We start from the raw sequence: 25,315 nt of genomic DNA, 5'->3' as shown, positions 1-25,315 counted from the left end.
GGGCATAAGAGGAGGCCTACCCCCCCTTCCCTGCATTTCCAGAACCTGTGCTTCGCGTGGAGTTATCGTCTGAAGGTATATTTTGCCGGCCGATGGCTTAGTGGGGGTAGGGGCCTCTTTTCTTGCAAGGGGGTACCCCCCGCTCCCAAAAAGGAGGGGTACCCTGACCCCCGACCAATTTTTTTTAAAGCCGTACCCCCACCCCCCTCTTGTGGCCCGGGAGTGGGGGGTGCCACTTTTGTACAAATGGGGGGGTACCCCTTCCTGCCATAAAGTGAGGGGGTGGCTACCAAAAAACGCCGGGGCCAGCCCGCATTACCGACCAAATGTTTCCCGTACAAATGCTCCAACACGGGCGACCGCATCCCGGGCTTCAGGCACCTGTTTGCCAAAGATCTGCCAGAAGTGGAACATGCCCTCCCAGATCTCAAACCTGACCTGCACTCCTGCCCACTTTGCCTTCTTTGCAAATGCCGAAATATCGTCATACATGAGTTCGCCTGACCCGGTCTGGATATAAATGCGGGGGAGCCCTGACAGGTTTGCATGGACCGGCGAGGCAAGCGGATCGCCCGGTTCCCTGCCAGCGAGATACAGAGTTCGGATGACCGTGAGCCGGGCTGCCGTGAGCCAGTCGCTGTCCCGGTTTGTTGTAACCGAGGCCCCGCCAAACGCCAGATCTACAATCGGCGACATACAGACGACTGCCGGGGGCATCAGCAGGTGCTGATCGCGAAGCGAAATCAGCAGGTCAAGCGCGAGCGTGCCACCCGCAGATATGCCGACCGGGATAATCCGGTGCGGCGGGTATCCGTGGCTGGCAAGGTAGCGGTACGCGGCAAGCGCATCCTCAACCTGATCCGGGAAGGTATGCTCCGGTGCCAGCCGGTAATCGACCGAGAAAACCCGGGACTGCGAGGCCCGTGCGAGCGCTGCGCAGAGTCCCAGATGATCCGCCGTTGACCCTACAGAGAACCCACCGCCGTGGAAAAAGAGGAGGGTCCGATCCTGCACTGACTCGGGCACCGAACACCACACTCCCCGCAGATCATCCCGGATCGCTACTGGTTCCACGGCCGGGCGCTCATCGGACTGGAATTCTGCAAAAAATTCCGAGAACTCCTGCCGGGCCACCCCAACGGGCTTCTGCGGGTCGGGAACATAGGATTTGAGGATATCCAGGAACTCCTGCGGCGTTTCACGGATCATGATGTTTGGTTATGGTGCGTGGGGGTGATAAAATATGAGGTATACGTATCCTTCGATCGGTTCCCAAAACTGCGATCACCGCCATGCATTTGAGCCGGGACATCGAGATCTTTTCACGTCTTCTGATGTTGGATACCCACGCGGGGTACTGTATTCAGGGTCTTTTTGCATACACGATTGCTAAAGGAAGATTATACCCATGAACGACCACTCCCCCTGCTGCATTCCCGCACCTCCGATGGACCAGTTCAACTACGCGCTTCAGACCTTCGGAGATCAGTCTATGCACATGGTGATCGCATTCGAGGGGATGCTCGATGTGAGGCGCCTGCAGGCGGCTACAGCAACGGTGATTGCCGAAGTACCGGTGCTTGGTTCACGGTTTGTCGACTGCGGCGCACCGTACTGGGAACGCCTGCCCAAAACTGACCCCGAAACACTCATCCGTATCCATCTCTCCGCGGATCCACACCGGGATCTCCCGGGGGTTCTTGCCATACCGGTTGACCCGGCAGCCGGCCCGCAGATCTGCCTTCACATTCTCCGTACCAAAAGCAGCGATACACTCTGTATCACCGTACACCACGCAGCAATGGACGCCCACGGACTGCTTGCCTGTACCCGACTGCTGGCAGAGTGCTACCGGAACCCCGACTGTAAAACTCCCCCGGTGACAGAAATAACAGATCGCTCCCTTGCAGCAGTACTTGCACAGTTCCCGGAGACGGGACTCCTCTGCGATCGGCCCGCTCCTGAAGATCCACCGGCCGGATGGGCTTTTCCCATCGGGCCCGGGGACTACCTTACCCGTGATTTTGCGATACGGACGCTTCCTGCATCCCGTCTCGACGCGGTAAAACGTGCCGGAAAATTGCAGGGGGCCACGGTAAACGACGTCCTTCTTGCCGCATATTTTCAGGCGCTCTGCATTACGATCGACCCCCTACCGGGCTGCCCAGTGCCCGTCATGGTCTCCATTGACCTCAGACGGTATCTCAACGGTTCCCAACCCGTTTCCCTGAATACCACGATCTGCAACCAATCGGTCGCCTTCCCGGTCATGATGACCCCGGACATACAGTCACGGGACGGGATGATCGCATGTGCCCGCGATGCCATGCAGGCGCACAAGGCCCATAATCCGGGCATTGCCTCTGCTATCGACACGGAAACGTTCGGGTATGCCGGGTTCTCCCGCATCCGCGAACGGGTGCAGACAATGAAAGCAACATACGCTGCCTGCCACGCAAACCCACCGTTCCTGGGGAACATTGGTATTATACCTGAAGAGATTGTGGCATTCTCGCAGGACATTCCCGTCACAAATGCTTTTGTGGCCGGTATCGTGATCGATCCCCCCGGAGTTGCGCTGGGGGTGACCACATTTAAGGACCGGCTCACGTTTGTAATCGGCTACGGGACTCCGGCGATCCCGCACATAGCCATGGAACAGTTCATGGATACACTTGTTAGTTTCCTGCCCGGGGAACAGGTAGACCGGTACCAACGGTAAGGTGCTCTACCCCAGGTGGTACAGGAGCGCCCCCAGTAGGGACACATGCAGGTTCCGGTAAGACCGCGTTTTTACGTGCAGAAAGCATTTACCGAGCCGTAGACCACACACGGGTATATGGCACCCTCACCTGTCCGCAGGATCGGTATGGCGATAAGAGAGGCATTTCACCTTAAGGCAAGACCACTTGCCGTGTACGGCGCAGAGGTTGTACCGGAAGGCGGGGCGCCGGTGACATCGGTCAACCGCTGTCTTGCAGCAGCGATGTATCACCTGGCAACCAGCGGGGATAACTTCGCACTCTATGTAGGTGGCGAGGCACAGGCCGGCTGCTGTCCCGGCGGTCTTACGCACCTCGGATTTATCCAGTACCCACCGGCGATCAAATATTTTGTGTCAACGGGGAAGAAGGAGTACCGGAATGGTGAGGCTGAATACCTCAAGGCAAACCCGGAGATCGTCGAACGGTGCTTCAGGGCTGCAGGAACGATCACTCCTCCAGGGAAGTACGTGGTCGTCCAGGCCTGCGAGGCGCTGCCGGATGCAGTAACCGATGCCCGCTCGCTGTGCCTGTTCGGGAACGCGGAGCAGGTACGGAACCTTGCCGCCCTTGTCCACTTCGACCGGGACGAGCCGTTTTTCCCGGTGATCGTGCCGTACGGCCCGACCTGCTCGACGCTGATCACGTACCCGGCCGGCATGGCAGCACATGCCCCGGTTGACACCGCATTTATGGGGCCGCAGGATCCGACGACCAATTATGCTCTCCCTATCGATACCATGGCGCTGGGCGTGCCGCTTTCAGTTGCACGAAGGATGGCAGACAATATCGGGCTGTCATTTGTTGCAAAACGCCCGGATGTGGCATTCCCGGAAAAACGGACTTGAGTGACCCGGGTCACAGCTGATCGTGGTCGAGCCGGTATACGTACCAGGGAAGACGCCGGGCCCCGGTCTTCTCGTAGAACCGGATCGCAGGGAGGTTCCAGTCAAGGACCATCCATTCCATCCGCCCACACCCCCGGTCCCGTGCCACCTTCCGGCAGAACTCCAGCATCGCCCGGCCCAGACCCTGTCCCCGGTACTCCTCGCATACGAAAATATCCTCAAGGTACAGGGTTGGCCGCGCAAGAAACGTGGAATACGTAAAATAAAAGGTCACGTACCCGAATGCAGTATCACCGGTTTTTCCCAGGTACGCTTCGTATTTCGGGTGTTCTCCCAGAGCATCGGCCGCGAGCCGCTCTCTCGCATCGGCATCGGGCGGCAAGAGTTTTTCATATTCAGCCAGTTTTTCAATGAGGTTTACAAATACGCCAAAGTTCGTATCGCTGACCTTTTCCATGGCAAGTGCGGTCATCGTGATCCCTTTCAAAATGATAAAATTCCAGCGGTTATATCGTCATTCATACGGTCCAGCAGGCTCTTTGCCATCACCAGTTGCATCAGCGGCGATCCCATCCCAGAACCGGGTCAGTACCGACCATATCCTGCTGCGCAACACCGGGATCTGTCCCTCCATCAGGTCATGAGGACCGGTCGGCGAGCCGCAGTGTTCATAGAGCGCCCGGTTCACCTCGATCTGGATCCACGGGATGCCTTTACGCCAGTAATGGGCGTTCGAGATAAACCCTCCGGAGAACGGGGTATTGATCGCCACAGCGTCCGCCCCGGGAAATTCTTCCCTGAATTCCCCTGCGAGACGAACGATCCAGTCAGCAGGGCACGTGGTAATGCTCCCGGGTTTTGCATGTCCGTTCAGGTCACCGTAGTTTCCCAGGCAGATTAGGGGCCGGCGTTTCCCGGCATCGCTCTGTTCTGGCGATCCGTACGGCAGCATCGAGTGGCAGTCGAAGGCGATACGGACGGGGTACCGGTCGATGAGCTCGTCGATACGCTGGTGATACGGAAAATACCACTTCATCATCAGCCGATGGATAAACGGGAGATCCGGCAGGTTGCCGGGCAGGTAAACCTTCCTCCCGTCAATAGTCCGTACCTTGATGATACCATCCGGGTCTTTTGGAGGAAGCGGCAACGGCGGGCGGTTGAGATCGATAACCATCCTTGATACAGGAGTATCGAGCGTGGCTTCCACGGATTGGCTAAAATCAAAGAGCGACCGTGTCGCGGGATCGCAGTACCAGTGGAGTTCCTGATCAGAAAGAGCGATCCGGTCGGCAACCTCTGCCGGGACCTCAACGCCACCGTGGGGGATAGAAATGAGAAAGGGATATTTCACAGGTGCCGCTCTCCGGTAAGAGAAACTGTGTCGGGCATTTTTGTTAATGTTTGGATGGGGGATCGCAGGCATGCAGGTACCCATGGATGGTGGTATTACCCCAATGGATCCACACGGAAGGACGAATATTCACGTACAGCCTAAAAAGGGTGCGCGGGTGTTCAACGACACTTGCGATCTGACCGGGTTATCACTGCTACTTTCATTAACACGAAAATATTTATAAGTACAACCGGATACGATCGCGCGAACCTGAACGCGCACAAAACACGGCCCGTATCATAAGGCAGTATCCTGATTAAACCCTATTTAAAGAAACGAAGATTTGGGCTTTATAAATAAAACAATGTAAGATTTGCCACAATCTCCAGTGGAAATAAAGGGGTATAAAAGGATGATCAATTTGCCGGATTGGCATAATATTCAATATACAAATATAAAATTGAAAAAACAGCCTGCATAAATGAAATTTGGCCGGCACATGCGAACGCAGGGTGCCGGGCGCGCACCGGGCCGGATTGTTCTTTCTGAACCGGGACTACAGGAAGTCGCGACCCCCCTTACGAAATGTTTGGGAAAAAATTCCTGTGAAAAACCTGCAAATCCTCACATGGTGTCCATGGCAAGACCCGCCCCACAGGGATACCGGTAATCGGCAAACTTCGAAAAATAAGTATGAGATGAACTCCAGGGGATCCTCTCTTAAAGGGTCTCAGGCAACCAGAGATAATGCCTATTGCACAATCACCGTCATAGAAAACGCGGTTTCATTACCGGTGACCGGTTCCCATGATCGCATGTACACTGCCTTGATCATCTGTGTTCCGGTGCCGGCTGCGTTTATCTCCCAGACACGGGTGCCTCCCGATCCCACCAGTTTGCCGGTGGTGTCCGAAGGTATGAAGGTGTCATTGGTGATCACAAGACCGGGGGTTAGAGTCAGGTTCCACTGGTAGCCGGTAGTCGGGTTCTCTTTAAGATTAAGCGTGATATCTGCGGTCCGGTTCACATATACCGTAGATCCGTTCTGGCTCTCATTGGCAACAATATGTCCTGATAGATTCTGCGGCCCGGTGCCAATACATCCGGCAACAACAAGTGCGGCAAGGCAGATGATGCCCATGCCCATAAACGTGAGGGGGTAATTCATACGATTCACTCCAGACAAATCTCTGGTTCATTGTGCGACCCTTGATTATATATGGTTTTATTTAACTGCAAAAATTCCCGCAGTCATCATAAAATAGGGCTGCACGAAGGAACGGGGAAATTTCAACGGATCGGATAACAAGGAGATTCACTATCATCCAACGGTAGAGTGAGGTGGCTTACGCTCATTAAAGACCGTCCCGGCAAGCCAGAATGCCTCAACAAAGATATACAGTTAATCGTTGATATGATGAGTACACAACCAGGAGACACCAGATGAGCGACGACACCATGTTTGACCAGCAACCGCTGGGACCCGTTACTTTCGCAGAAAACCCCGAACCCCGGTGCCCCTGCCTCCTGCTGCTGGATACTTCCGGTTCCATGTCGGGTAAGCCAATCGCAGAGCTCAACGCAGGCCTGCGATCTTTTTACGAGGAACTCCAAGGGGATTCGCTCGCGGTAAAACGGGTCGAGGTGGCGCTCGTCTCCTTTGGCCCGGTCAGGGTCATCTCAGAGTTCAACACCGCTGATTTCTTCCTTGACCCCACGCTCGAAGCCGAAGGCGACACCCCCCTTGGCGAGGCCATTCTCCAGGGAATCGATCTGGTAAGGAAACGTAAAGACGAGTACCGGGCAAACGGGATCTCCTTTTACCGCCCTTGGATCTTTTTAATCACCGATGGTTCACCAACCGACGAGTGGCAGCGTGCGGCAATGGCAGTCCGGGAGGGCGAGAGTTCGAAGTCATTTGCCTTCTTTGCCGTTGGCGTCCAGAACGCGGACATGTCAGTCCTCCGGCAGATCACGGTACGGCAGCCGCTCAAGCTCCAGGGTCTCCGGTTCCGCGAATTCTTCCAGTGGCTCTCCAATTCCATGAAATCTGCCTCCCGCAGCAACCCGGGGGACAGGATCCTGCTCTCTCCACCGTCAGGGTGGAGCGAGATATGACCTGGAAACACCTCTCTTTGTCGGTCACGGGAAAATCGCACAGTGACAGGAACGAGCCGGGCCAGGATTATTGTCGTACCGGCGCACTCCGGTTCTCGGATCGTGATTTTTTTATTGGCCTTGCTGCCGACGGGGCGGGGAGCACTACTCACGGGGGCGTGGGCGCGGAGATCGCCTGCGAAACACTGTACCTCAAAATCCTCTCCGTGATCCGCGAAGGAGACAATATCTCTTCCGTCACAGATGATGACATCAGGGCATGGGTCACCGCTGCCCGGGAAGCGATTGCCACGCGGACACAGGCCGACGGAAAGCGGATAAAAGATTACGCCTGCACCCTCATCGGCGTTGTTGCCACAAGCGACCAGGCGCTCTATTTCCAGATCGGGGATGGCTGCATCGTGACCAGCGACGGTACCGGGTACCGCACCATTTTCTGGCCGGAGCAGGGCGAATACGCGAACACGACCTATTTTGTTTCTGATGACACGTTTCTTACGCATGTAAAGATCGAACGTCACGAGGTCGCACCTGACGAGATCGCGCTCTTCACCGATGGCCTCCAGAACCTCGTGCTCTCGTTTTCCACCCGGACCGTGCACGACGGATTCTTCCGGCCCCTGTTTGCCGCGCTCAGGAAAAAACCAAACAACGGGTTTGCTGACCTCACGACCCACCTGACCGCACTACTCTCCCGTGATGACGTAAATGCACGAAGCGACGATGACAAGACCCTGATCCTCGCCGTAAATGTCCAAGTGAGCTGAAATAACAATGAGCCCGCCACCGCACCACAACCTCTTTGACAGCCGGGGCAACCCTGTGGGTCTCGGAAAAAAAGTGGGGAGCGGCGGCGAAGGGGACGTCTACGAGATTGCACCCCATCGCATGGATGTACTCGCCAAGATCTACCACAAGCCGCTTACCACGGAAAGGCAGGAAAAACTCCGGCTGATGGTGAGCGGCTGCAACGATGACTTAAAGGAATTTGCCGCATGGCCGCTCGACCTGCTCCATACTGGCAAGAACGGCCCGGTCTGCGGTTTTGTCATGCCGAGGATCACCGATTGCGAACCGATCCACAAGGTGTACGGCCCCTCGCACCGGAAAGAGTCCTTCCCGAACGCCGACTGGAAATTCCTTGTACGAACCGCTAAAAACCTCGCCGCTGCGTTCTACATCATCCACAAGTATGGGTACGTGGTCGGGGACGTCAACGAGGGAAACATTCTCGTCACAAAAAAGGCATGCGTGCGGCTGATCGACTGCGACTCGTTCCAGGTACAGACCCGGGACACGATCTACCACTGTGAAGTAGGGGTCGCCCAGTTCACGCCGCCAGAACTCCAGAAGTCAAAGGATTTTAAGATGCTGCGCACGCAGAACCACGACAACTTCGGGCTTGCCATCCTGATCTTCCTGCTGCTCTTTATGGGGAGACATCCCTTCTCGGGGGTCTACAAGGGAACCGACGATATGCCCATCGAACGGGCGATAGCCGAGCACCGGTTTGCGTTTGGCAGGAGTGCCGCACTCAAGGCGATGGCACCGCCGCCAAATTCCGTCGGGCTCTCCGTTGTGCCAGGTGAAGTAGCCAGCCTCTTTGAGCAGGCCTTTACTGAATCCGGTATCCAGTCCCTGGGGCGCCCAAGCGCAAACGACTGGTGGAATGTGCTCGATGTGCTGGAAAAACGGCTCAAAAAATGCCCCACGGAATCCATGCACACCTATTACACCGGCCTTGCCACCTGCCCGTGGTGCACTCTCGAAAACAGTTCCGGCATCCTGCTTTTCTTAAGTTCTGATACCATTTCCAGGATCGATGTTGCCGCAGAATGGCAGAAAGTCCTGGTGATTAAACCGCCGGGATCCATCCCCGTGATCGATCCGAGGAAGTACCGGTGTCTGCCGGCGCCGCTCTCCCCGGATATCGCACGGGCACTCAGGTTCAGGAAGGTACGGCAGGCTGCTGCTGCCCTTCTCCTCGTCATAAGTGCCGGTCTCACGCTGTGGTTGTGGTCCGGATCGTTTAGTACCAAAGACTTTGCAGGCCTTGTCCCGGCAGTTCTTGCCGGTCTACTCCTGATGTACCCGGGACGGGACACAGGCGAGAGGAAACGCCGGAAAAAAGAGTTTGAAGACACCCGGTACAGCTGGCGGCTCTGGGAGAAGAAATGGAAAGCCGAGGCCGGCGACGCGGAATTTACCGCCCAGTTGGGGGCGCTCACCGCCCTCAAAGGCAGGTACGAGGCGATCGAGCGGGAATACAAGAACGCACTTGTTACCCTCCAGCACACGTCACGGGAGCGCCAGGAAAAGAAATTCCTGGAGAACTGTTTTATCGACTCCTGCACATCCCCAAAACTTGGCGAGAACCGGAAGGCCGCACTACGGTCATTTGGTATCGAGACCGCAGCAGACATCGCCCCCTATAAGATCATGAGCATCCCGGGCTTTGATACCGCCCTCGCCACAGGGCTGATGAACTGGCGAAAGCAGCAGGAGAGCAGGTTTGTCTTTGACGAGCAAATAGGCGTCTCCGCGTCCGATGTCCAGGGTCTGATCCATACGTTCCAGCCAAAGATCCGGCCGGTGGAGCGCGAACTTTTAATGGGTATCGAAAAACTGCACGCAATCCAGCAGAAGATCTTCAAGAATCGTGTCAAGTTCCAGCCTGTCATCGAGAAGAGTGCGCGGGATCTTGCCCAGGCTCATGCAGATCTCTCGGTCTTTACGCTGACCGGAAAACTCTTCTGAATTTTTTGCAGGAGGAAATGGTAAAAACCAAAAAACAACGGGGACACTCAAAACCCCCTGGATCGGTACTGCAAACCATATCATAATAACAAGCAAACCTGGTTTTCGGCATCCGACTTTTGAGATACAGATAAAATACCCCTAATACAATAAGTACGAACCATGAAGTATACGCCACGGCACATAAAAAAATTCCTCGACGAGGGGAAGATCGATCCTGACCTCTGGCAGATCCACTTCCCCCATCTTCTCCCGTCCCATGTCCCCGGATGCGATGAATGTGAGGACAAGAAGAATGATCTCTGCCAGGGCGGGAAAAACCCGGTGGACTGTTTCCTTGGCATCCATGCAGAAGAGGAAGCCGCAAAGCGGGATGACCCCCACCGGAAATCCCACAAGGAAAAATCCAAGGAGTTCTTCCCGGACGCCAAGGGAAAGAAGAAAGTCCCCGCGGGGGCAAATATTACCTTTGATCAGTCGAAGATGTGACAGTACCACCGGTCCACTTTTTTATTCGTTGCGACGCTCCTCCCCATTCGGATCTGTCAGACTCCGTCTTTTTATGCTCCGACGACAAGGGCTTAAGGTATACCGTAGTTGTATGCCTTTTTTAGGACATCCTGCAAATCCTTAAATATACCCCAGTCCGAAGGAGCACTTCTTCAGTAACCGGACAAATGCCTATTTGTCCGGCATTATAATTGCAAATTTTTTAAAATCGAGTGTATTGGGCTCGGATTAAAACGGCAAGCATATATATTATTATTCAACACTCTCCGCCATATCACAAAGGAGGTGACAAGATGTTTGACTGGTCCTGGTTCCTGAATCTGGTAATCGCGATCCTCCAGACCATCGTGCAACACCTGCCGTACGCATAGACGGCTCGTTATCCCCCAGGCTCTGGAAAATCCACCTGTTTTTCTCCACATCCACCGATAAACTCACATCGTTTTACGAGGTCAGGGCGCCGAACCTCATGGTCAGATGTGAAAACTCTATTGTGTACGTATGATTCCAAATGAGTGCGAGAGACGTTTAAAGATCGTCCTGTTGGTCCGGCAGGAAAAACCTGCAAATGATCGTTCGCAAGACAGACCCCCCTTTTAAAAAACACAACGCATATGTTTATCCCGCACAGGGTAGAACGTCATCTCACCGGAAAAAATCTACCTCGGGGTAAAGAAATGTCGAGATCTGTTGTTATCCTTATCCTGTCTGCCTGTTGTATATGTCTGCTTGCAGCACCCGTGCTGGCAATCTATACAACTTCAGACATCGGGGGCTCGCTGGTGAGGGGTCACCAGTTCACCATCGATATCACGGGAAGGCCCAATACAGCATATTACGTCTGGCTGCCCAGCACCTCGTTCCTGTCGGGGGAGGCGCGAGACCAGCCACCGGGGGTTGTCGCCAACCAGTGGAATGTGAAGCAGGATCCTGAAGATGGACCATACACAATCGGCTCGTATCATTACTATAATGGCAACGGGCGGACGATCCTTAATGACGTAGCGCCGTCATCGTCACTTCTGTCCAATACCAGTTATTACGCGCTGGTCACAACCGATGCATCGGGACAGGCGGTTATAGCGTTCGGGACGTCCATGAACACGGCCCTGCGCTCGTATTCCGTCCGGGTCGAGAACCCCACATCGGTAAACAATGACACACTCCTGGTTCAGCGCGGGGATACGAAGGTGACCCAGGGTTCGCTATCGATCGATACTGTTGCCACCCGCCCGACAAAGCCGGAGACCACAGCAACAACCGTCGCGACGCCGACACCAAGCCCGGTCCCCACATCACCAGAAACGACCACAGCAACTGTACCGGTCACTGCACCCGCCACAACCCGCACGGTACCGGTGGAAACCGCTGTCGTCATAATCGCACTCGGGGCAACGCTCTGCGCAGCACGGTACCGGTAAGTTCTCTCCTTTTTCCACACTCATGCCACCAGAACAGGACCCGGATCAGGATCGCAGGGAAACCTGCCCCGGCATCCATCCAGCCGACCGAATCCAGAAATTCTTTATCCGGCCGTTCTTTCTCACGCTGACGATTGGCATCCCGTTCTGCATGTTCAAGGGCCTTTTTGGTCTCGCCGCCATCCGGGTAGGAACGCCGTCAAATCCGTTTATCGCAGGTTTTGGGTGGTGCGTGGTTGCATGGGCATCTGTTGATTTTATCATGAACGCTGTACGTGCAACAGGTGACCTCCTGCATATCCCCACCCCGCTTGAGTACTGCACACTTGCCGAGATTGGACGGCTCGTGCGCCGCCCGATGGTCTTTCTCGCGGCGGATACGCTGCTCTCCTTTTCGATTATCTGTCTCATGCTCTGGTCCGGCTGGATCCTGCAGCTGACGCACTTGGAAGCCTACCTGTGGTACGCGGCAACCACGCTCAACCTGATCAGCATCTCGCTTGTGTCGCTCTACAACGAGGCAAAAAGGGCTGCCTGAACACATTATCCGGTATTGGCGGGGCCATGGCACAGGCAATCGACGACCCGTTCCACAACCTCAGGTGCCCGGGGCAACCTGATATGGCAGTACTGGCCGGCATCCCCTTCAAGCGTCTCAGGATCGGCAGGCAGGATCTCAATGTCCGCACCAGGAAGAAGAGAATCGGCAAGCGGCACGATGCCATCACCGTTATATGTCATACTCCAACTGCCGTTCGGCTGCAATTCACAGGTCTTTCCCTCAAAGCAGGGAAAAAATGCGGGGGTATGGGTGATGTTTTCCGCGCAGAGAAGCCGGTACCTGATATCAGGGCGGATGCCGACCTCCCGGAGAGACGTCATTGTCGCACTCCCCGGCCGGCAAGCCTGAACAATGACATCGGCTGCCGGATCGAAGTTGCGGGGAACAAAGGTGCCGCACAACCTGTCGGTGATCCCCGGCCCGATCACGGGATCGCAAAAGAGTTCAGCGAGAGACGAGCCGTTGTTGGGCGGGCCGATCGCGATGAGCTGGCGCACCGACTCATGCCGGGCGCTGCCATCCATCACTTCGAGCAGGTAACGGGTGATACAGGAGCCGATAGAGTGGCACACCACGTCGATGCTGCCGACATATCCCTGCTCTTCCCGCTGCGTGGCGGTATAGTCCCGCAGGGCACCGGCGATCTTTTCCATGGATGCGCCATTCAGGGACGTGTAATCAAAGCTCCAGAAGGGGATGCCCTCCTCGTTAAGGCGCGGGGTGAGCCGGTTCCAGATGCCGGGATGGCTCTTCCAGCCATGAACGAGGAGAACGGGGGTGGGTTGAGAGTGCATTGTCATGAAACTATGGGGTGAGAAGGAGCATAATTTTTGTGGGATTGGGGGCTCATTCAGGTCAACAAATGAGAGGCTGATCGCCGCTCCCTGTATCCGGGCAGACGGGGAGGCCGCCAAGGGGAGATTACGACCGGGGATCATCCCCGAGCGATTCCCGGCTCCGCATCTGGTAGAGCACCATCGGGTCCATCTCTTTATACTCTTCCGGGGTCGTCCGCATGATGACATTGGTGATCCCGCTGTTCACGATCATCTTCGAGCACAAAAAGCACGGCCAGATCTGGGTGAGTTCGCCGGTGGTGACATCGAACCCTGCAAGGTAGAGCGTGCAGCCCCGGGCGAGTTTTCCTGCCTGGAGCATCGCGTTCATCTCCGCATGCACGCTCCGGCACCGCTCGTAGTTGGAGCCCGAGGGGATATTGTGCTCTTTTCTCCAGCAGCGGTTGAGTTCCGTACAGTCCATCTGCTTGCGCGGGGCGCCGGTATAGCCGGTGGACACAATCGTATTGTATTCATCCACGATGATCGCGCCGAAGTTCCTCCGCAGGCAGGTGCCCTGGTTGGCACACCGCTGCGCAAGATCAAGAAAATACTGGTGCCTGTTAGTCCGCATCAAAGAATTATGGCAAAGCCCGGTATTAAAGGGGCATGGTCCCGGTTCCCGACACAGGTTACTTTTAGGAAATCAAGTGGAGCAGGCAGGCTGCGATATACAGGATTCCTGCGATATGCAGGATGAGGAGGAACGGCACGAGATAAAATTTGATCTTCTGGGTCTTGTGCCGGAACAGGCGCATCGCCCCGTACGCGCCAAACGGGCCGAACAGTGCAGTTACTAGGAGGATACGCTCAGGGATCCGCCAACCGTCGGTGCGGGCCATGTGCTTATCGTACCCGTACAGGCAGAACACGGCGATATTGACGAGCACGTAGACTGCGATGAGAAGCAGGCCGTCGGAAACCGGGATCATCTGGTTATTCTTTCCGTTTTATCGGGATTTAGGTTTTGATAAAGGCGGTGCGCCTGCTACCGCGCAAAAGAGAGAAGTGGAATACGGTATAATGTGTGGATATGAAGAGCAGCCCGGTCCGGCCGGTTGTATGGGTCATGGTTATCGCACTGGCTTTTGTCGGGATTTCCGGCTGTATCCAGTCCCAGCAGCGGACGGCCGGGATGCCGCAGGCGGGCGAGTATGCGTTCCTCGACCACCAGAGATACTATAACGGGATGCTGGTAAGCGGAACATGCCCCCCGTCAGCGATAAACTTCTCCACGTACCACCTCGCAACAGACACCGGGAGCCTCGAAGGACTTGTACTCTTTGAGATAAACGACACCCTCCTCCTCATCTACGGGGAGAGCACGACCCTGTCTGGTGACTACGGAACCGGGGGTTCGGGGATACTTGACGGGGTGTATGCCCTGCCGCACACTGCAGGGGACATTACAATGAACGGGTTTACCTCTGAAGGCACGATGTATCTTACGTATCATAACCAGACGATTGCCCTTGCGCCGGGAACGCAGTGGACGGATATCTCGACCGGCACCGAGGTTACCACGGCCTGCACCCTCAACAGGACCACGACAGACATCCTCACGTATTACGGGAATTACCAGAAATCCACCATAAAAAAGGCGAAGATAGTGGGGTAAACCGGGGATCCGGTACGTACCCGCAGATGCCGGGCCTGTTCACCAGCCGTGATATGCGAGCAGGAGCAGGATGCCGATCATAACGGCCTCCGCGATGCCGATCACCACCCACCGGTCCAGGTGCAGAAAACCGTAGAGCGTCACGGCCGGAAGCGGGGCAAGGGATAGGAAACGGGCTTTTATCTTCGGGTAGAAATCCGCGAAAAGCCCGGCGCCGACAAGCATCCCGATGATCCCGCCAAAGAGCGCATCGAGCGCTCCCGTCCCGGCCGCTCCTGCGACCGTCCCCGGGCAGAGCCCGAGCAGGGCAAACCCGGCGCCGAAGATGAGCCCGCCGATCATGTTCGACCCGAGAGACCCCGGGGAGACGTGCAGTTCGGCATACCCGAAATGAACCAGCAGGTGGACGCCGATCATGGCGACGATGACCGCGGAGAGCATCACTTTTACCACGATGAAATTTTCAAGCAGCAGCTGGCCGATAATCACGTTGTAATCCGTCACCCCGCCCTTCTGGAGAAGGAAACCAAACGCGATGCCGATACCAAGACCGAGCGCGATCTGGGCCTTCCCGTTCCGGTGCAGCCGGGTCAGAAGAGGCATGGCCGCATCACACCCCTGCGACATGGAATATTACAAACGCGGCAACAATACCCCCGATAAAAAAACAGGCGGCGGATACGATACTTGCGAGCGAGAGCTGGCTCGTACCGCTGATGCCGTGGCCGCTCGTACACCCGCCTGCCCACCGGGCCCCGAACGCGAGAATGATACCGCCGGCAAACGCGGCGAGAAGCCGGACGATAACGTTGTCGCCGAATGTGGTCGACCAGAGGCCGGGCACCCATGAGAGATGGAACTGGCCGGAGATGATAGCCGCGATGAATGCACCGATGATGATACCGGGCAGGAGCATCAGCACCCCGTCGACCCGGGGCGGGATCTCGCGGTAATATTCCTTCTTCTCTTCGAGATGGGGATCGACGGCTTTTTCCAGCAGCCCCCGTGCCTTCACGTAGGCCGAGGATGCCCCGAGGGGCCGGTTGCACAGCAGAAACGAGATGCAGACAAGCACGCCGATACCGGCGCCGGCTGCATAGGGCGACCATGTCGCCGGGAAAAGGATACCTGACATACGGGGGCCTCTTAAAATGTCCCGGACTGCCCGGGACAGGATACAAGATATCCCGTACGCAGCGCACATAAAGGTTTGTCAGGTGACATCAGGAGAATCGTTCACTTTCTCCCCGCGCACCCTGCTCCTTTAATACCCCGGCTCCGATGAATTCATTGCATATGATCCTGGGGAAAGGGGCGTATCTCAAGCAGCTGACTGCGGCAACGATGCAGATGAAGTCGGTGGAGGTGGGAAAAGAGATGACCGGCAGCTCCCCGCCCTCGGTCTTTATCGGGAGTTATAACTACCCGGACATCTACGCCGGGCCGATGATCACCCCCATGCACGGCGATACCGGCATCATGGACCGGCCCGAGGACTGGATCGCCTGTCACCGGACCCAGGAAGAGATCATCGGGTACCGGATGAACCTTGTCCGGGGCAAGCGCCTGACCAATGCCTATGACCTCGACAACCGGTTTGTCGACAAGCTCCAGGAGATCGTCCTTGCCGATAGTTCCATCGAGAGCGAAGCGGCGTTTGAAAGCGCCCCCGCAGGGTTCTCATTTTCCGAGGAGCACACCCCGTTTGGGCCGAGCGCCCCGCTCGAACGCTTCGAGATTACGGCACAGCGCTGGGACCGCTCCCTTGAGAAGGTCTACTACGATACCGACCTCCTCTCCCGGGAGGCAGTCCTCGGCCTCCACCGGACAGGGACGCCGTTTTCCACGATCCAGAAGGCGTTCTCGGCCGGGACCATGGGGCGGGGCGAAAACCGGCATCTTGTCCCGACACGGTGGTCGATTACGGCCTGCGACACGATGATCGGCGACAACCTGCTCTCCGAAGTGAAAAAGTGCCCGGTGATCGATACCTGGCGGCTGCATGAATTTTCCAGCCTCCACAACCGGTACGCGGTGCTCCTGATGCCGACTGCATGGCAGTACGAGTGGACCGAGGCGTTCCTGCACGTGCTCGGGAGCGAGGAGTACGTCTTCTCGGATTTCGAGGGGCACAAGAGGAAAACCGGCTACTCGCCGCTTGGCGGGTGCTATTATTCCTGCAAGATGGCGGTGCTCGAAGCACTCGCACAGGAACACCGGCAGGCCGGTGCCATCATCCTCCGGGAGGCGCTGCCCGGGTATGTGCCGATGGGCGTGTTCAATGTCCGGGAGAATGTCAGGAGCGCGATGCGCGAACCGGCAACCGAGTTCGAGGATATCCGGTCTGCACTTGCGCATATCTCCGGGACCTTTACCCTACCCGTCCAGCGGTTCATCACCGAGACCACGCTCTTAAAAGACAGTCTCCGGCAGCGCCAGTGTACCTTAAGCGATTTTGCCCTGCCCCGCTCCCCGCAGGAAAGAACAGATGGTGCGGCGGGGACGGCCTGACCCCGTATCGGTGCCGGACAATGATGACAACCGCGAACGGGAGGAGACAGTGAGCGAAAACCCGGACGTCACAGGTCAGCGGATCATCCTGCATGCGGATATGGACTGTTTCTATGCAGCAGTCGAGATGCACGACCACCCGCAGTATGCCGGAAAACCGGTCGTTGTCGGAGCCGACCCGCAGGGGGAAACGGGCCGGGGGGTGGTCTCCACCTGCTCGTATGAGGCCCGGGCGTTCGGGGTGCGGTCCGCGATGCCCATATCGCAGGCGTACCGGCTCTGCCCGGATGCGATCTTCGTTCGCCCCGATATGGCCCGGTACGTGCAGGCATCCGAAGATATTATGGAGATCCTCCGGTCGTCAGGGTTCCGGTTCCAGCAGGTCAGTATCGACGAAGCGTTTCTCGATGTCAGCCCCACCGGCAGTTTTTGTGCGGCGCAGAAACGGGCAGAAGAGCTGAAACACCAGATCCGCACCCAATGCGGGATTACCTGTTCGCTTGGTATCGCCCCGACAAAGATCGTTGCAAAGATCGCCTCGGATTTCCACAAGCCCGATGGCCTGACCGTTGTCGGACCCGGGGAGGTACCGGCGTTTCTCGCACCGCTTCCGGTCCGCAGGATCCCGGGGATTGGGGGCAAAACAGAGACGGAACTGCATGCGCTGGGGATACAGACCATCGGCGACCTTGCCGCATACGACGTGCAGGCCCTGATCGCGCACTTCGGGCGTTCCTCGGTGGTGCTGCACGAGGCAGCCCATGGCATTGACGAAAGCGAGGTCGTGGAGAGCGACGGGATAAAATCCATCTCAAAGGAGACGACCTTCGGGCAGGACACCAGCGATACGGGTGAAATTGTCGCCACCATGGAGGCACTCATCGGGGAAGTACACCGGTCGCTTACCGCAGAAAACCTGTATTTTAAGACCGTCACGGTCAGGGTCCGGAACGAAGAGTTTGTGACAATCACAAAGGCAAAGTCCCTGCCCCATTACCATAACGACGAGGCCACGATCCGGGCCTGTGCACAGGGGCTGCTCCGGGAACTCTATTGCGGCAGGAAGATCCGGCGGCTCGGCCTCCGGCTCTCGGGACTCAAAAAACAGGATGCCCGGCAGCAGACACTTTTTTGCGACTGATGGCGAGAGGAATGGTGCAAGGGACTATAGGATAAGCCTGAATTAAAAAGGGGATTTTCAGAGGGGTTACCTGTCCGGCCCCACGTTCTTTTCAGGGTGCGCGGGGCGGTTCTGCCGGTACAGGTTCAGTCCGGGTGGGGCCCTGTTTCGTTGGAAGGATCCCGAGGACAATCAGGGAGAACCCGGCTGCCACGAACGTCCCGATGACGGAAAGATACGGGTTGCCGGAAAAGAACGTCTCCCGCAGGGGATAGATCATAAACGAGATGGCAAAGAGGAGCGTCCCGGCAAGGGCCATCGGGTGCTCGGGAAGCGAGTGGTTGAGTCCCGTGATGATGAGCGAGCCGCAGGCAAAGAAGTAGAGCAGAATCATCAGCGCCTTATCGGTGATGCCTCCCGTGGCAAGGATGGCAAGCGGCACGACAAGCATCAGGAGCAGGACTGCGAGCAGGATCTGTCCCCGGACCTGCTTTCTCGGGTAGATGCGATTGTAAGCCGAGGAGAGCAGCAGGATCGCAGCGACAAAACCCATATCGATGAGGCTGGGAAAGGTAATGGTTCCTACACCGAGGAGCACAGCTGCATACCATGCAATGTCTGCAACGCCCCAGAGAGCAAACGCCCCGGTAGCGTAGAGCAGGCCGGTCCCACGACCGTGCCTGAAATAGAGCCAGAGGAATACGGCCGACCCGGTAAATGCCGTGATAATCTGGAGATAATTGCTCAACGACAGGTACTGGCTGGCGGGGACGATGAAAAACGCGAGAGCAAGGGCAGCGGCAATCCCGAGGAAGACCAAAAAAAGCCCGGAAAGGATGGATATTGTGGGGGATTGAAAAGGGGCAGAAGTGGGCGTAGCTTGTGCGGGCATGCTTTTTTTATAGGGTGTATAACGGGAAAAATATACGGGACTTACCGGGAACCTGCACAGGTTATCCGGTCCCGGGAAAAGAACTCCGAACGGTGTAACTGAAGGCCCCTGATGGATATGTTAATGATTCCTGACGCCGTTAATATATGGGGAGTTGTTGGTATAACCGATAATAACCAGAGAAAAGGGAACAACGAGTTCGATCCCAATGCAGTAAATCCTGACGGGACCCCATTTGTCCGGGTCAGGCTGCCCAAGAAATGGAACAACGAGATGTTTGGTTCCGCCGACCTGATGATGGGGGCAAACCATATCCGGGTGCGCTGTTTCGATGGGGTCACGCGTATGGGGAGGATTAAAGGAAAAATAAAAAAGCGTGTCTGGATCCGGGAAGGGGATACCCTGATTGTTGTCCCGTGGAGTTTCCAGGACGACAAGTGCGATATTATCTACCGGTACCTGCCGCCCCAGGTGGACTGGCTGCGGAAGAACCGGTATCTCTAATCCGCCGCTTTTTTCAGGGATTTTTGTAGTCGCTGGCAAAAAGTGCCGGCAAAACATTGCTTCATGGTCATGGACGACTAACTATCTTCTCATCTATGCTGACAAACGAGAAGAAGATCCGGTTGATCCGCGACCGGTTGACCCGAATCGGAATCGGGGAGCGGTGCATGAGCGATGATATGATTCTCGCATCATACAGTATCAATAACATCGGCCAGCTCTGCAGTGTCCAGAAACCCCGACAACCTCAGGCCTGACGCTCACGCTGATTTTTTCTAAAAGACCCCCTTTTTGGGAATGTCCTTATGCATTCCCTGCGCTCAAATTTACCGGTTTTTCCTGTGTGACCATCCAGAAGTACTTAAGCAGGGACAGCATGTTAACTATCACAGTTTTTTGACTGTATGTGAAAGCTATGTATGGATCATCCAATTTTGGCGGTCGCGGTCCCAGAGACTCCGGCCCACGTGAAATGACAAAGGTCACCTGTTCCGATTGTGGAAAAGAGTGCGAAGTACCGTTTAAGCCAACCGAAGGTCGCCCAGTGTATTGCCAGGAATGCCTGCCAAAACACCGCAAGCCCCGGTTCTAATTACATAAACGTATAATTTTTTCTTTTTTTTAAGACGTTTCCTGTCAGATCATTGGTAATCTGCTGATGTGGATAGTGCCCTTCTTTGCACACCGCAGGGTCGGGTCCTGTTTGTTTTGAGGGCTGTTTTTACCTGAAGAGTGCCTTCCCGGTCATACCTGGATCCCGTTGAGGAGCCAGATCTGCGCATTGAGCAGGGCGGCAAAACAGCACCACAAGAAGTACGGCACAAGGAGCCATGCCGCCGGCGCGGAGATGCGCCGGAACGAGATCGCGATTGCTGCGATGAGGAGAATGAGGAGCAGGAGCACGACGAGGGCGGCGGCTATTGCGTGGAGGCCGAAGAAGACGACCGACCAGAGGAGGTTGAGGGCGAGCTGGGCGAGAAAGAGCAGGGCACCCTGCCGGACCGGGGGGTGTTCTGTGCCCTCTCTGAGGACAAGGTAGAGCGAGATCCCCATCAGGATGTAGAGGAGGGTCCAGACCGGAGCAAAGATCCAGCCCGGCGGGTTGATCGCGGGTTTGGTGAGCCCGGCATACCAGCCGGGGATGCTTCCTGCCGTGAAGTACGAGCCAATGCCCCCTATGATAAGGGGGATGGCGATGCAGAGGACGGGCAGGAGCCGGGTGCGGTACCGGGAGATGTCCATGAGTGTACCGGGGCGTCCCCGGGTGATGAAGGTGATGGTGGAGGCCGGCCGGGAAATGTCGGGGGAATGGCATACTGACCCGACCATGACAGGCCCATTTAGCGGGAATGTCCCGGTGATTACGTAAAAACGATATAGGATTACCCTTCATCTCTCACCGGGACTGTTGCCGATTGACTGATACTCTTCCTGAACGATCACAGATCAAAAAAGAACTGATCGCTTTCCTGATCCTCACGTTTGCCGTGACGTACCTGTTTGAATTTGGGGTGTATTGTATCGCAGGCCCGTACACACAGACCTCTGCAAACGTATGGAACCCGACGCTTCCCATGGGGATGCTCATCCCTGCACTGTCCGCCATCGTGTGTATGATCTGGTTTAAGTCAAAGGCGGTGACCCGGGAGACCCTTGTTGTCTTCGGGTTCTTCGTGCTGGGTGTTGCCGCGTATATCCTCGGGGTTGTGTATTCGGTTAACGCCCTCCTGTATATCGGCCCGCTCGGGATGCTGGCGATCATCGCCCTGAACGTAAAAAAGGAGTGGCGAAAGGGCCTTGTGGCCGCAAAACTCTCGTTTGGGAAAAATTTCCGGTACTACTTGATCGTTCCGCTGCTTCTCCTCCTCGTGCTTATCCTTTCGTACAGCCTGAATTACGGGGCCGGCTTTGGGGCCCCGGCAATAGAGTATAGCCCGGGACTGTTCATGGCGATCTTCCTCCCGGGCCTTGCCATGAGTTTTTTTATCGGCTGGCCGGCATTTTTCGGGGAGGAGTTTGGGTGGCGGGGGTATCTCCAGGACCGGCTCTTTCCCCTGTTTGGGGGATATAAGGGGGTGCTCGTCCTTGGTGTGATCTGGGGCTTGTGGCATAGTCTCCTCATTGCACTCGGGTATAATTACCCGGGGCAGCCGGTTCTCGGGAATGCGATGATGATCCTCTTTACCGTCGTCATGGGGATTATCTTCAGTTACGCGGTCTTAAAGACCGGGAGCATCTGGATTGCCGTCCTTCTCCATATGATTGTGGATTTTACCGATCCGCTGGCCGTATCCTACCTCTCGTCAACAACCGAGCCGCTCCTGAGTTTTGGCACGGGTCTTTTCGGGATCGTGATTTTAGGGATATTTGCCCTCGTGCTCCTGCGTTCAAAGGTCTGGACGACCGATCCGGCCGTCCTCCCCCTGGGATCGGAGGGAGGGGACGCGGGGAAGAGCTGAACAGGAAACCGGCCCGGTTCCGGAAAGAATCACTGATTTTATTTTTCGCTTTTTTTTTAGACCGGATCGCACATGGGGGGGAGGGGGTACTCCCCCACCCCCCTCCCCTTCTTTCATTCAAAGTGGGGGTCACCCTCCCCCCCATCTGTCCGGGCAACAGGGGGGCACCCCCTCCCCCTCCGGTTCCGGCCGGGCAATCCGCGACAGTTCACAAAAAAACCGCACAACACCACCCGCTCGTCGGGGGTTCCACGCGAACCACAGGATACGGCCATGCAGAAAAGGTGCCGGATGCGGACAAGGAGGGGGAGGGGGTACTCCCCCACCCCCCTCCCCTTCTTTCGTTCAAAGTGGGGGTCACCCTCCCCCCCATGTGCCGGAGCAAGTGGGGGGTATCCCCCCTGCCCGGGTACGAGAAGAAGATCGCCCGCCGCCTCGTAAAGTACTGCGACCTCGCCATGACATTTACGTGCGGGATCTTCGGGCTCTTTTTTTAGAGAGAAAGCACCGATTCACCTGATCGCCGGTTTTGGGATGCATACTGCGGGCGCCCGTGCCGGGAGCGTATCGCCCGCCTCTTCTCGTATACATCGGTGACCGCCGGTCCGGTCGTGGCTGGTATGTGCCTGTCACAGATTGTGAAAAAACGGCTCCGCGTAGATGCTCTGATGGCGTTATGCGATGAACCGGAGGCACGGCTCAAAGAGCGGGCGGTGGTGCCGGGGCGGTAGTGATGCAGGTGGCGGGATGAAGGAGTGGGTGGGAGAGGATCACACTCTTGTCCCTTTCTCAATGATCCTGATAAAATCCACGAATGCAAACATCTGGTAGCGCTCTTTTCCGGTAATTTCCTGCAGGATTCCCAACACAACCATTCTGTTGACCAGCTTGTTTGCGGCAACCGGACTGATCTTCAGTTTATCCGCCACTTCCCGAATCGAAACGGTCGGATTATCGAATAACAGATCGAGTAACTGGATCGCATGTGTGCCACCCACCTTATTCTCGATGAGTTTTTTAATCGAATTCTCCTTTAACGCGATAATCTCCCGTGCCGACTGGATCGCATTCTCTGATACTTCGATGACCCCTTTTAAGAAAAATTTTAGCCAGGCTTCCCAGTCATCATGGAACCGTACCCTGTTGAGGTGCTCCGCATATTCGGGTTTGTATTTCTTGAGATAGAAACTCAGGTACAGCAGGGGTCGCGACAGCGATTTTGTCCAGTAGAGATAGTAGGTGATGAGAAGCCGGCCCATCCTCCCGTTGCCGTCAAGGTACGGGTGAATGGTTTCAAACTGTGCATGGATCAGTGCCGTTTTGATAAGGACCGGCAGTCTGTCTTTTTCCTGGATGAACGCTTCGAGTTCACGCATGAGCTCTTCGATCTTTTCCGGAGGTGGAGGAATAAAAGCCGCCTGAAAAATCGACCCTCCCGGAGTTCCCAGAAAATTCTGTTTGTCTTTGAATTTCCCGGGATTCTTATCCGAACCCCGTGTCCCGGTAATGAGCGTCTTATGGGACTCGTTGATCAATACAAGATTCAGGTCGTCTTTCCGAAGTTGTTCAATACCAAAATTCATCGCCCGGATATAGTTGATAACTTCCCGTATATCCCGGATATCCTCCTTTGGCTTGAGGTTCGCCTCGAACTCCAGCACGCCCTGAAGCGAAACCTGCGTCCCTTCAATCTGGGCAGAGAGCAGCGCTTCCTTCTTCACGTACATTGCAACAAAGATATCGGGATTCGGGAGAACTTCGGTAACCCCGTCAAGACGGGCCAGGGCCGCATCGGCTTTTGAAAGGAGGAAATGCAGCTCGTCATCGTATACAATCTCCGGCGGCAAAGGATTCGGGATGAATACATCATACCCTCGATCAGATCGGACAAGTTCCCCGGCTTTTCTTCCCATAATTCACCCAAGTTCCTACAACTAACTATACACTTGGTTCATCTACAATAAAACCACGGTTCTAAGTTAACTGGGGTTTACTCAATCGTGCACAAAATGCTCTGCGTATACGATGTAGATACTTAGAAGAGGTTTCTTTGCGTAAGTAACCCGGGACGTAATCAAGAGCCGGGAGTATCAATACCCGTCAGAGTCTTTTCGCAATTGTTAAAAAACCCCTAAAATCATGCGAAAATGTAAACGGCCCGATTTTAGATTATTTTGTTGGAGTCAACAAAATGGTCGTGCTCATCCCGTCTCCCACCCACCCCTCCGCGGGTCAATCAGATAACTCGCAGATTATACCCCTCCGGCCCCACACAAGCCCCCAATTCCCCCAATAACCTCCAGATTTTTCGAATCCACCGCAGAGCATACACCATGAAATATCCCTGATAATAATCCCAAATGACCCGGGATTTCTGCACACGGACAACGAGACAGATCGCGAAGCCCGGGTACGAGAAGAAGATCGCCCGCCTCTTCTTGTATATGTCGGTGACCGCCGGTCCGGTCGTGGCTGGTACGTGCATGTATTAGATAGTGCGAAAACTGATCGCGCACCGCTTTGATTAACGGGTGATGGTTTCTGGTAAGGGGCCGGGGCTGTCGATCTCTTTTCCGGCCCGGCGTTTGAAACGTTTTACAGATAAGCGGATGCGCTCTTCCCCGCATCGCATGACAAATGCCAGAATTTCAGAGGAAGTAAAGCACCGTAGGGAAGACACAAGAACAACCCACGAGGACGTGATTGCACCGGGCGCGAGGGTATCCGGTGCCACGTACAACTACCGGATTAACCCCCGGGATTTCCCGGCACGAATGATGTAATGCGATGAGCGCCGCCGATTCACCCCGGCCAGCACAAGACCGCTTGCCCCCAACACAACCAATCTTTCATTAACACAACCTCACATGTGAAATAATCCACAATGAGCCCCGGTTCTATAATTCGGGCTTTAAATACCCAGATTTTCCGAATGCTGTTTCGAAACCTTTTAATCAAGATCTCACTAATTTTACACTAACCACAAAGAGTTTTAACTCGATGTGCGTGGCATTGCATTTTGAATACTCTCGTGCATTCGCACGCAGGGAGGAGGCTAAAT

31 protein-coding genes are annotated in these 25,315 nt (G+C 55.7%); 19 read left to right on the top strand and 12 right to left on the bottom strand.

Features of this window, described 5'->3' with window-relative positions; genetic code table 11:
- Window positions 1-315 precede the first annotated feature (315 nt).
- A complete protein-coding gene (locus WCX19_RS07315) occupies window positions 316-1,209 on the bottom strand; it encodes an alpha/beta hydrolase (RefSeq protein WP_373006658.1) in 894 nt (297 codons plus the stop codon).
- 199 nt (window positions 1,210-1,408) lie between these two features.
- Between WCX19_RS07315 and WCX19_RS07310 the strand changes: the two genes are divergently transcribed.
- Complete coding sequence (locus WCX19_RS07310; protein ID WP_373006656.1) at window positions 1,409-2,722, top strand: hypothetical protein; 1,314 nt, start codon at window positions 1,409-1,411, stop codon at window positions 2,720-2,722.
- A 117-nt stretch (window positions 2,723-2,839) separates the two neighbouring features.
- Window positions 2,840-3,610, top strand: coding sequence for a DUF169 domain-containing protein (locus WCX19_RS07305; protein ID WP_373006654.1), 771 nt, complete (start codon window positions 2,840-2,842; stop codon window positions 3,608-3,610).
- Window positions 3,611-3,620: 10 nt separating this feature from the next.
- Here the strand turns inward: WCX19_RS07305 and WCX19_RS07300 are convergent, their stop codons facing one another.
- The 3 genes from WCX19_RS07300 to WCX19_RS07290 form a co-directional block, all read right to left on the bottom strand.
- Window positions 3,621-4,082: a GNAT family N-acetyltransferase gene (locus tag WCX19_RS07300; RefSeq protein WP_373006652.1), complete on the bottom strand. Its 462-nt coding sequence runs from the start codon at window positions 4,080-4,082 to the stop codon at window positions 3,621-3,623.
- A gap of 42 nt (window positions 4,083-4,124) precedes the next feature.
- The gene (locus WCX19_RS07295; protein WP_373006650.1) at window positions 4,125-4,964 is read right to left on the bottom strand and encodes an N-formylglutamate amidohydrolase; all 840 of its coding nucleotides are present in this window, start codon (window positions 4,962-4,964) and stop codon (window positions 4,125-4,127) included.
- A gap of 733 nt (window positions 4,965-5,697) precedes the next feature.
- Window positions 5,698-6,114, bottom strand: a complete 417-nt coding sequence (locus tag WCX19_RS07290; protein ID WP_373006648.1) for a protease inhibitor I42 family protein — start codon at window positions 6,112-6,114, stop codon at window positions 5,698-5,700.
- Window positions 6,115-6,389: 275 nt separating this feature from the next.
- On the opposite strand from WCX19_RS07290, the gene WCX19_RS07285 reads away from it, so the two are divergent.
- The 6 genes from WCX19_RS07285 (at window position 6,390) to WCX19_RS07260 (ending at window position 12,290) form a co-directional block, all read left to right on the top strand.
- Window positions 6,390-7,064 carry a VWA domain-containing protein gene (locus WCX19_RS07285; protein ID WP_373006646.1) on the top strand — a complete coding sequence of 225 codons (675 nt, stop codon included), beginning with the start codon at window positions 6,390-6,392 and terminating at the stop codon, window positions 7,062-7,064.
- Complete coding sequence (locus tag WCX19_RS07280) at window positions 7,061-7,831, top strand: PP2C family serine/threonine-protein phosphatase (protein ID WP_373006644.1); 771 nt, start codon at window positions 7,061-7,063, stop codon at window positions 7,829-7,831. Before WCX19_RS07285 ends, WCX19_RS07280 begins: the two co-directional genes overlap by 4 nt.
- A gap of 7 nt (window positions 7,832-7,838) precedes the next feature.
- Window positions 7,839-9,821 (top strand): helix-hairpin-helix domain-containing protein, encoded by a 1,983-nt coding sequence (locus WCX19_RS07275; protein ID WP_373006642.1) that lies wholly within the window; start codon window positions 7,839-7,841, stop codon window positions 9,819-9,821.
- Window positions 9,822-9,983: 162 nt separating this feature from the next.
- Window positions 9,984-10,310 carry a hypothetical protein gene (locus WCX19_RS07270; protein ID WP_373006640.1) on the top strand — a complete coding sequence of 109 codons (327 nt, stop codon included), beginning with the start codon at window positions 9,984-9,986 and terminating at the stop codon, window positions 10,308-10,310.
- A 698-nt stretch (window positions 10,311-11,008) separates the two neighbouring features.
- A complete protein-coding gene (locus WCX19_RS07265) occupies window positions 11,009-11,752 on the top strand; it encodes a hypothetical protein (RefSeq protein WP_373006638.1) in 744 nt (247 codons plus the stop codon).
- A gap of 22 nt (window positions 11,753-11,774) precedes the next feature.
- Window positions 11,775-12,290: a hypothetical protein gene (locus WCX19_RS07260; protein WP_373006636.1), complete on the top strand. Its 516-nt coding sequence runs from the start codon at window positions 11,775-11,777 to the stop codon at window positions 12,288-12,290.
- A gap of 5 nt (window positions 12,291-12,295) precedes the next feature.
- Here the strand turns inward: WCX19_RS07260 and WCX19_RS07255 are convergent, their stop codons facing one another.
- From WCX19_RS07255 to WCX19_RS07245, 3 genes are all read right to left on the bottom strand, one after another.
- Window positions 12,296-13,114 carry an esterase/lipase family protein gene (locus tag WCX19_RS07255; RefSeq protein WP_373006635.1) on the bottom strand — a complete coding sequence of 273 codons (819 nt, stop codon included), beginning with the start codon at window positions 13,112-13,114 and terminating at the stop codon, window positions 12,296-12,298.
- A gap of 121 nt (window positions 13,115-13,235) precedes the next feature.
- Window positions 13,236-13,724 (bottom strand): cytidine/deoxycytidylate deaminase family protein, encoded by a 489-nt coding sequence (locus tag WCX19_RS07250; RefSeq protein WP_373006633.1) that lies wholly within the window; start codon window positions 13,722-13,724, stop codon window positions 13,236-13,238.
- Window positions 13,725-13,788: 64 nt separating this feature from the next.
- On the bottom strand, window positions 13,789-14,082 hold the full coding sequence (locus WCX19_RS07245) for a DUF1294 domain-containing protein (RefSeq protein WP_373006631.1): 294 nt from the start codon (window positions 14,080-14,082) through the stop codon (window positions 13,789-13,791).
- Between the two features lie 101 nt (window positions 14,083-14,183).
- On the opposite strand from WCX19_RS07245, the gene WCX19_RS07240 reads away from it, so the two are divergent.
- Window positions 14,184-14,768, top strand: a complete 585-nt coding sequence (locus WCX19_RS07240) for a hypothetical protein (RefSeq protein WP_373006629.1) — start codon at window positions 14,184-14,186, stop codon at window positions 14,766-14,768.
- Between the two features lie 39 nt (window positions 14,769-14,807).
- Here WCX19_RS07240 and WCX19_RS07235 read toward each other — a convergent pair whose 3' ends face one another.
- Both WCX19_RS07235 and WCX19_RS07230 read right to left on the bottom strand, forming a co-directional pair.
- Entirely contained in the window at window positions 14,808-15,371 is a 564-nt protein-coding gene (locus tag WCX19_RS07235; protein WP_373006627.1) for a YeeE/YedE thiosulfate transporter family protein, read from the bottom strand.
- Window positions 15,372-15,378: 7 nt separating this feature from the next.
- Entirely contained in the window at window positions 15,379-15,903 is a 525-nt protein-coding gene (locus WCX19_RS07230) for a YeeE/YedE thiosulfate transporter family protein (RefSeq protein WP_373006625.1), read from the bottom strand.
- A gap of 161 nt (window positions 15,904-16,064) precedes the next feature.
- Here WCX19_RS07230 and WCX19_RS07225 point away from each other — a divergent pair, with 161 nt between their 5' ends.
- Together WCX19_RS07225 and dinB are read left to right on the top strand one after the other, a co-directional pair.
- Window positions 16,065-17,279 (top strand): hypothetical protein, encoded by a 1,215-nt coding sequence (locus WCX19_RS07225; protein ID WP_373006623.1) that lies wholly within the window; start codon window positions 16,065-16,067, stop codon window positions 17,277-17,279.
- On the top strand, window positions 17,257-18,420 hold the full coding sequence (dinB, locus tag WCX19_RS07220) for a DNA polymerase IV (RefSeq protein WP_373006621.1): 1,164 nt from the start codon (window positions 17,257-17,259) through the stop codon (window positions 18,418-18,420). Before WCX19_RS07225 ends, dinB begins: the two co-directional genes overlap by 23 nt.
- A gap of 91 nt (window positions 18,421-18,511) precedes the next feature.
- On the opposite strand, the gene WCX19_RS07215 is transcribed toward dinB, so the two are convergent.
- A complete protein-coding gene (locus tag WCX19_RS07215; protein ID WP_373006619.1) occupies window positions 18,512-19,291 on the bottom strand; it encodes a hypothetical protein in 780 nt (259 codons plus the stop codon).
- 111 nt (window positions 19,292-19,402) lie between these two features.
- Here WCX19_RS07215 and eif1A point away from each other — a divergent pair, with 111 nt between their 5' ends.
- The 3 genes from eif1A (at window position 19,403) to WCX19_RS07200 (ending at window position 20,387) form a co-directional block, all read left to right on the top strand.
- Window positions 19,403-19,795, top strand: coding sequence for a translation initiation factor eIF-1A (eif1A, locus tag WCX19_RS07210; RefSeq protein ID WP_373006617.1), 393 nt, complete (start codon window positions 19,403-19,405; stop codon window positions 19,793-19,795).
- A gap of 95 nt (window positions 19,796-19,890) precedes the next feature.
- Window positions 19,891-20,052 (top strand): hypothetical protein, encoded by a 162-nt coding sequence (locus tag WCX19_RS07205; protein WP_373006615.1) that lies wholly within the window; start codon window positions 19,891-19,893, stop codon window positions 20,050-20,052.
- 158 nt (window positions 20,053-20,210) lie between these two features.
- On the top strand, window positions 20,211-20,387 hold the full coding sequence (locus WCX19_RS07200; protein ID WP_292427250.1) for a CxxC-x17-CxxC domain-containing protein: 177 nt from the start codon (window positions 20,211-20,213) through the stop codon (window positions 20,385-20,387).
- A gap of 152 nt (window positions 20,388-20,539) precedes the next feature.
- On the opposite strand, the gene WCX19_RS07195 is transcribed toward WCX19_RS07200, so the two are convergent.
- Window positions 20,540-21,124: a TspO/MBR family protein gene (locus WCX19_RS07195; RefSeq protein ID WP_373006613.1), complete on the bottom strand. Its 585-nt coding sequence runs from the start codon at window positions 21,122-21,124 to the stop codon at window positions 20,540-20,542.
- Window positions 21,125-21,210: 86 nt separating this feature from the next.
- On the opposite strand from WCX19_RS07195, the gene WCX19_RS07190 reads away from it, so the two are divergent.
- The 3 genes from WCX19_RS07190 (at window position 21,211) to WCX19_RS07180 (ending at window position 22,985) form a co-directional block, all read left to right on the top strand.
- Complete coding sequence (locus WCX19_RS07190; RefSeq protein WP_373006611.1) at window positions 21,211-22,254, top strand: CPBP family intramembrane glutamic endopeptidase; 1,044 nt, start codon at window positions 21,211-21,213, stop codon at window positions 22,252-22,254.
- A 371-nt stretch (window positions 22,255-22,625) separates the two neighbouring features.
- Entirely contained in the window at window positions 22,626-22,751 is a 126-nt protein-coding gene (locus WCX19_RS07185) for a hypothetical protein (RefSeq protein WP_373006609.1), read from the top strand.
- Between the two features lie 96 nt (window positions 22,752-22,847).
- Window positions 22,848-22,985: a hypothetical protein gene (locus tag WCX19_RS07180; protein WP_373006607.1), complete on the top strand. Its 138-nt coding sequence runs from the start codon at window positions 22,848-22,850 to the stop codon at window positions 22,983-22,985.
- Window positions 22,986-23,024: 39 nt separating this feature from the next.
- Here WCX19_RS07180 and WCX19_RS07175 read toward each other — a convergent pair whose 3' ends face one another.
- Window positions 23,025-24,167: a Fic family protein gene (locus WCX19_RS07175; protein ID WP_373006605.1), complete on the bottom strand. Its 1,143-nt coding sequence runs from the start codon at window positions 24,165-24,167 to the stop codon at window positions 23,025-23,027.
- Window positions 24,168-24,614: 447 nt separating this feature from the next.
- Between WCX19_RS07175 and WCX19_RS07170 the strand changes: the two genes are divergently transcribed.
- Window positions 24,615-24,746, top strand: coding sequence for a hypothetical protein (locus WCX19_RS07170; protein WP_373006603.1), 132 nt, complete (start codon window positions 24,615-24,617; stop codon window positions 24,744-24,746).
- Between the two features lie 138 nt (window positions 24,747-24,884).
- Window positions 24,885-25,037, top strand: a complete 153-nt coding sequence (locus tag WCX19_RS07165) for a hypothetical protein (RefSeq protein ID WP_373006601.1) — start codon at window positions 24,885-24,887, stop codon at window positions 25,035-25,037.
- Window positions 25,038-25,315: the final 278 nt, after the last annotated feature.

It is taken from the genome of Methanoregula sp. (genome assembly GCF_041663825.1).
GTDB lineage: Archaea > Halobacteriota > Methanomicrobia > Methanomicrobiales > Methanospirillaceae > Methanoregula.
The sequence above is the reverse complement of the archived record's forward strand: the minus strand, read 5'-3'. Positions and strand labels throughout refer to the sequence as shown.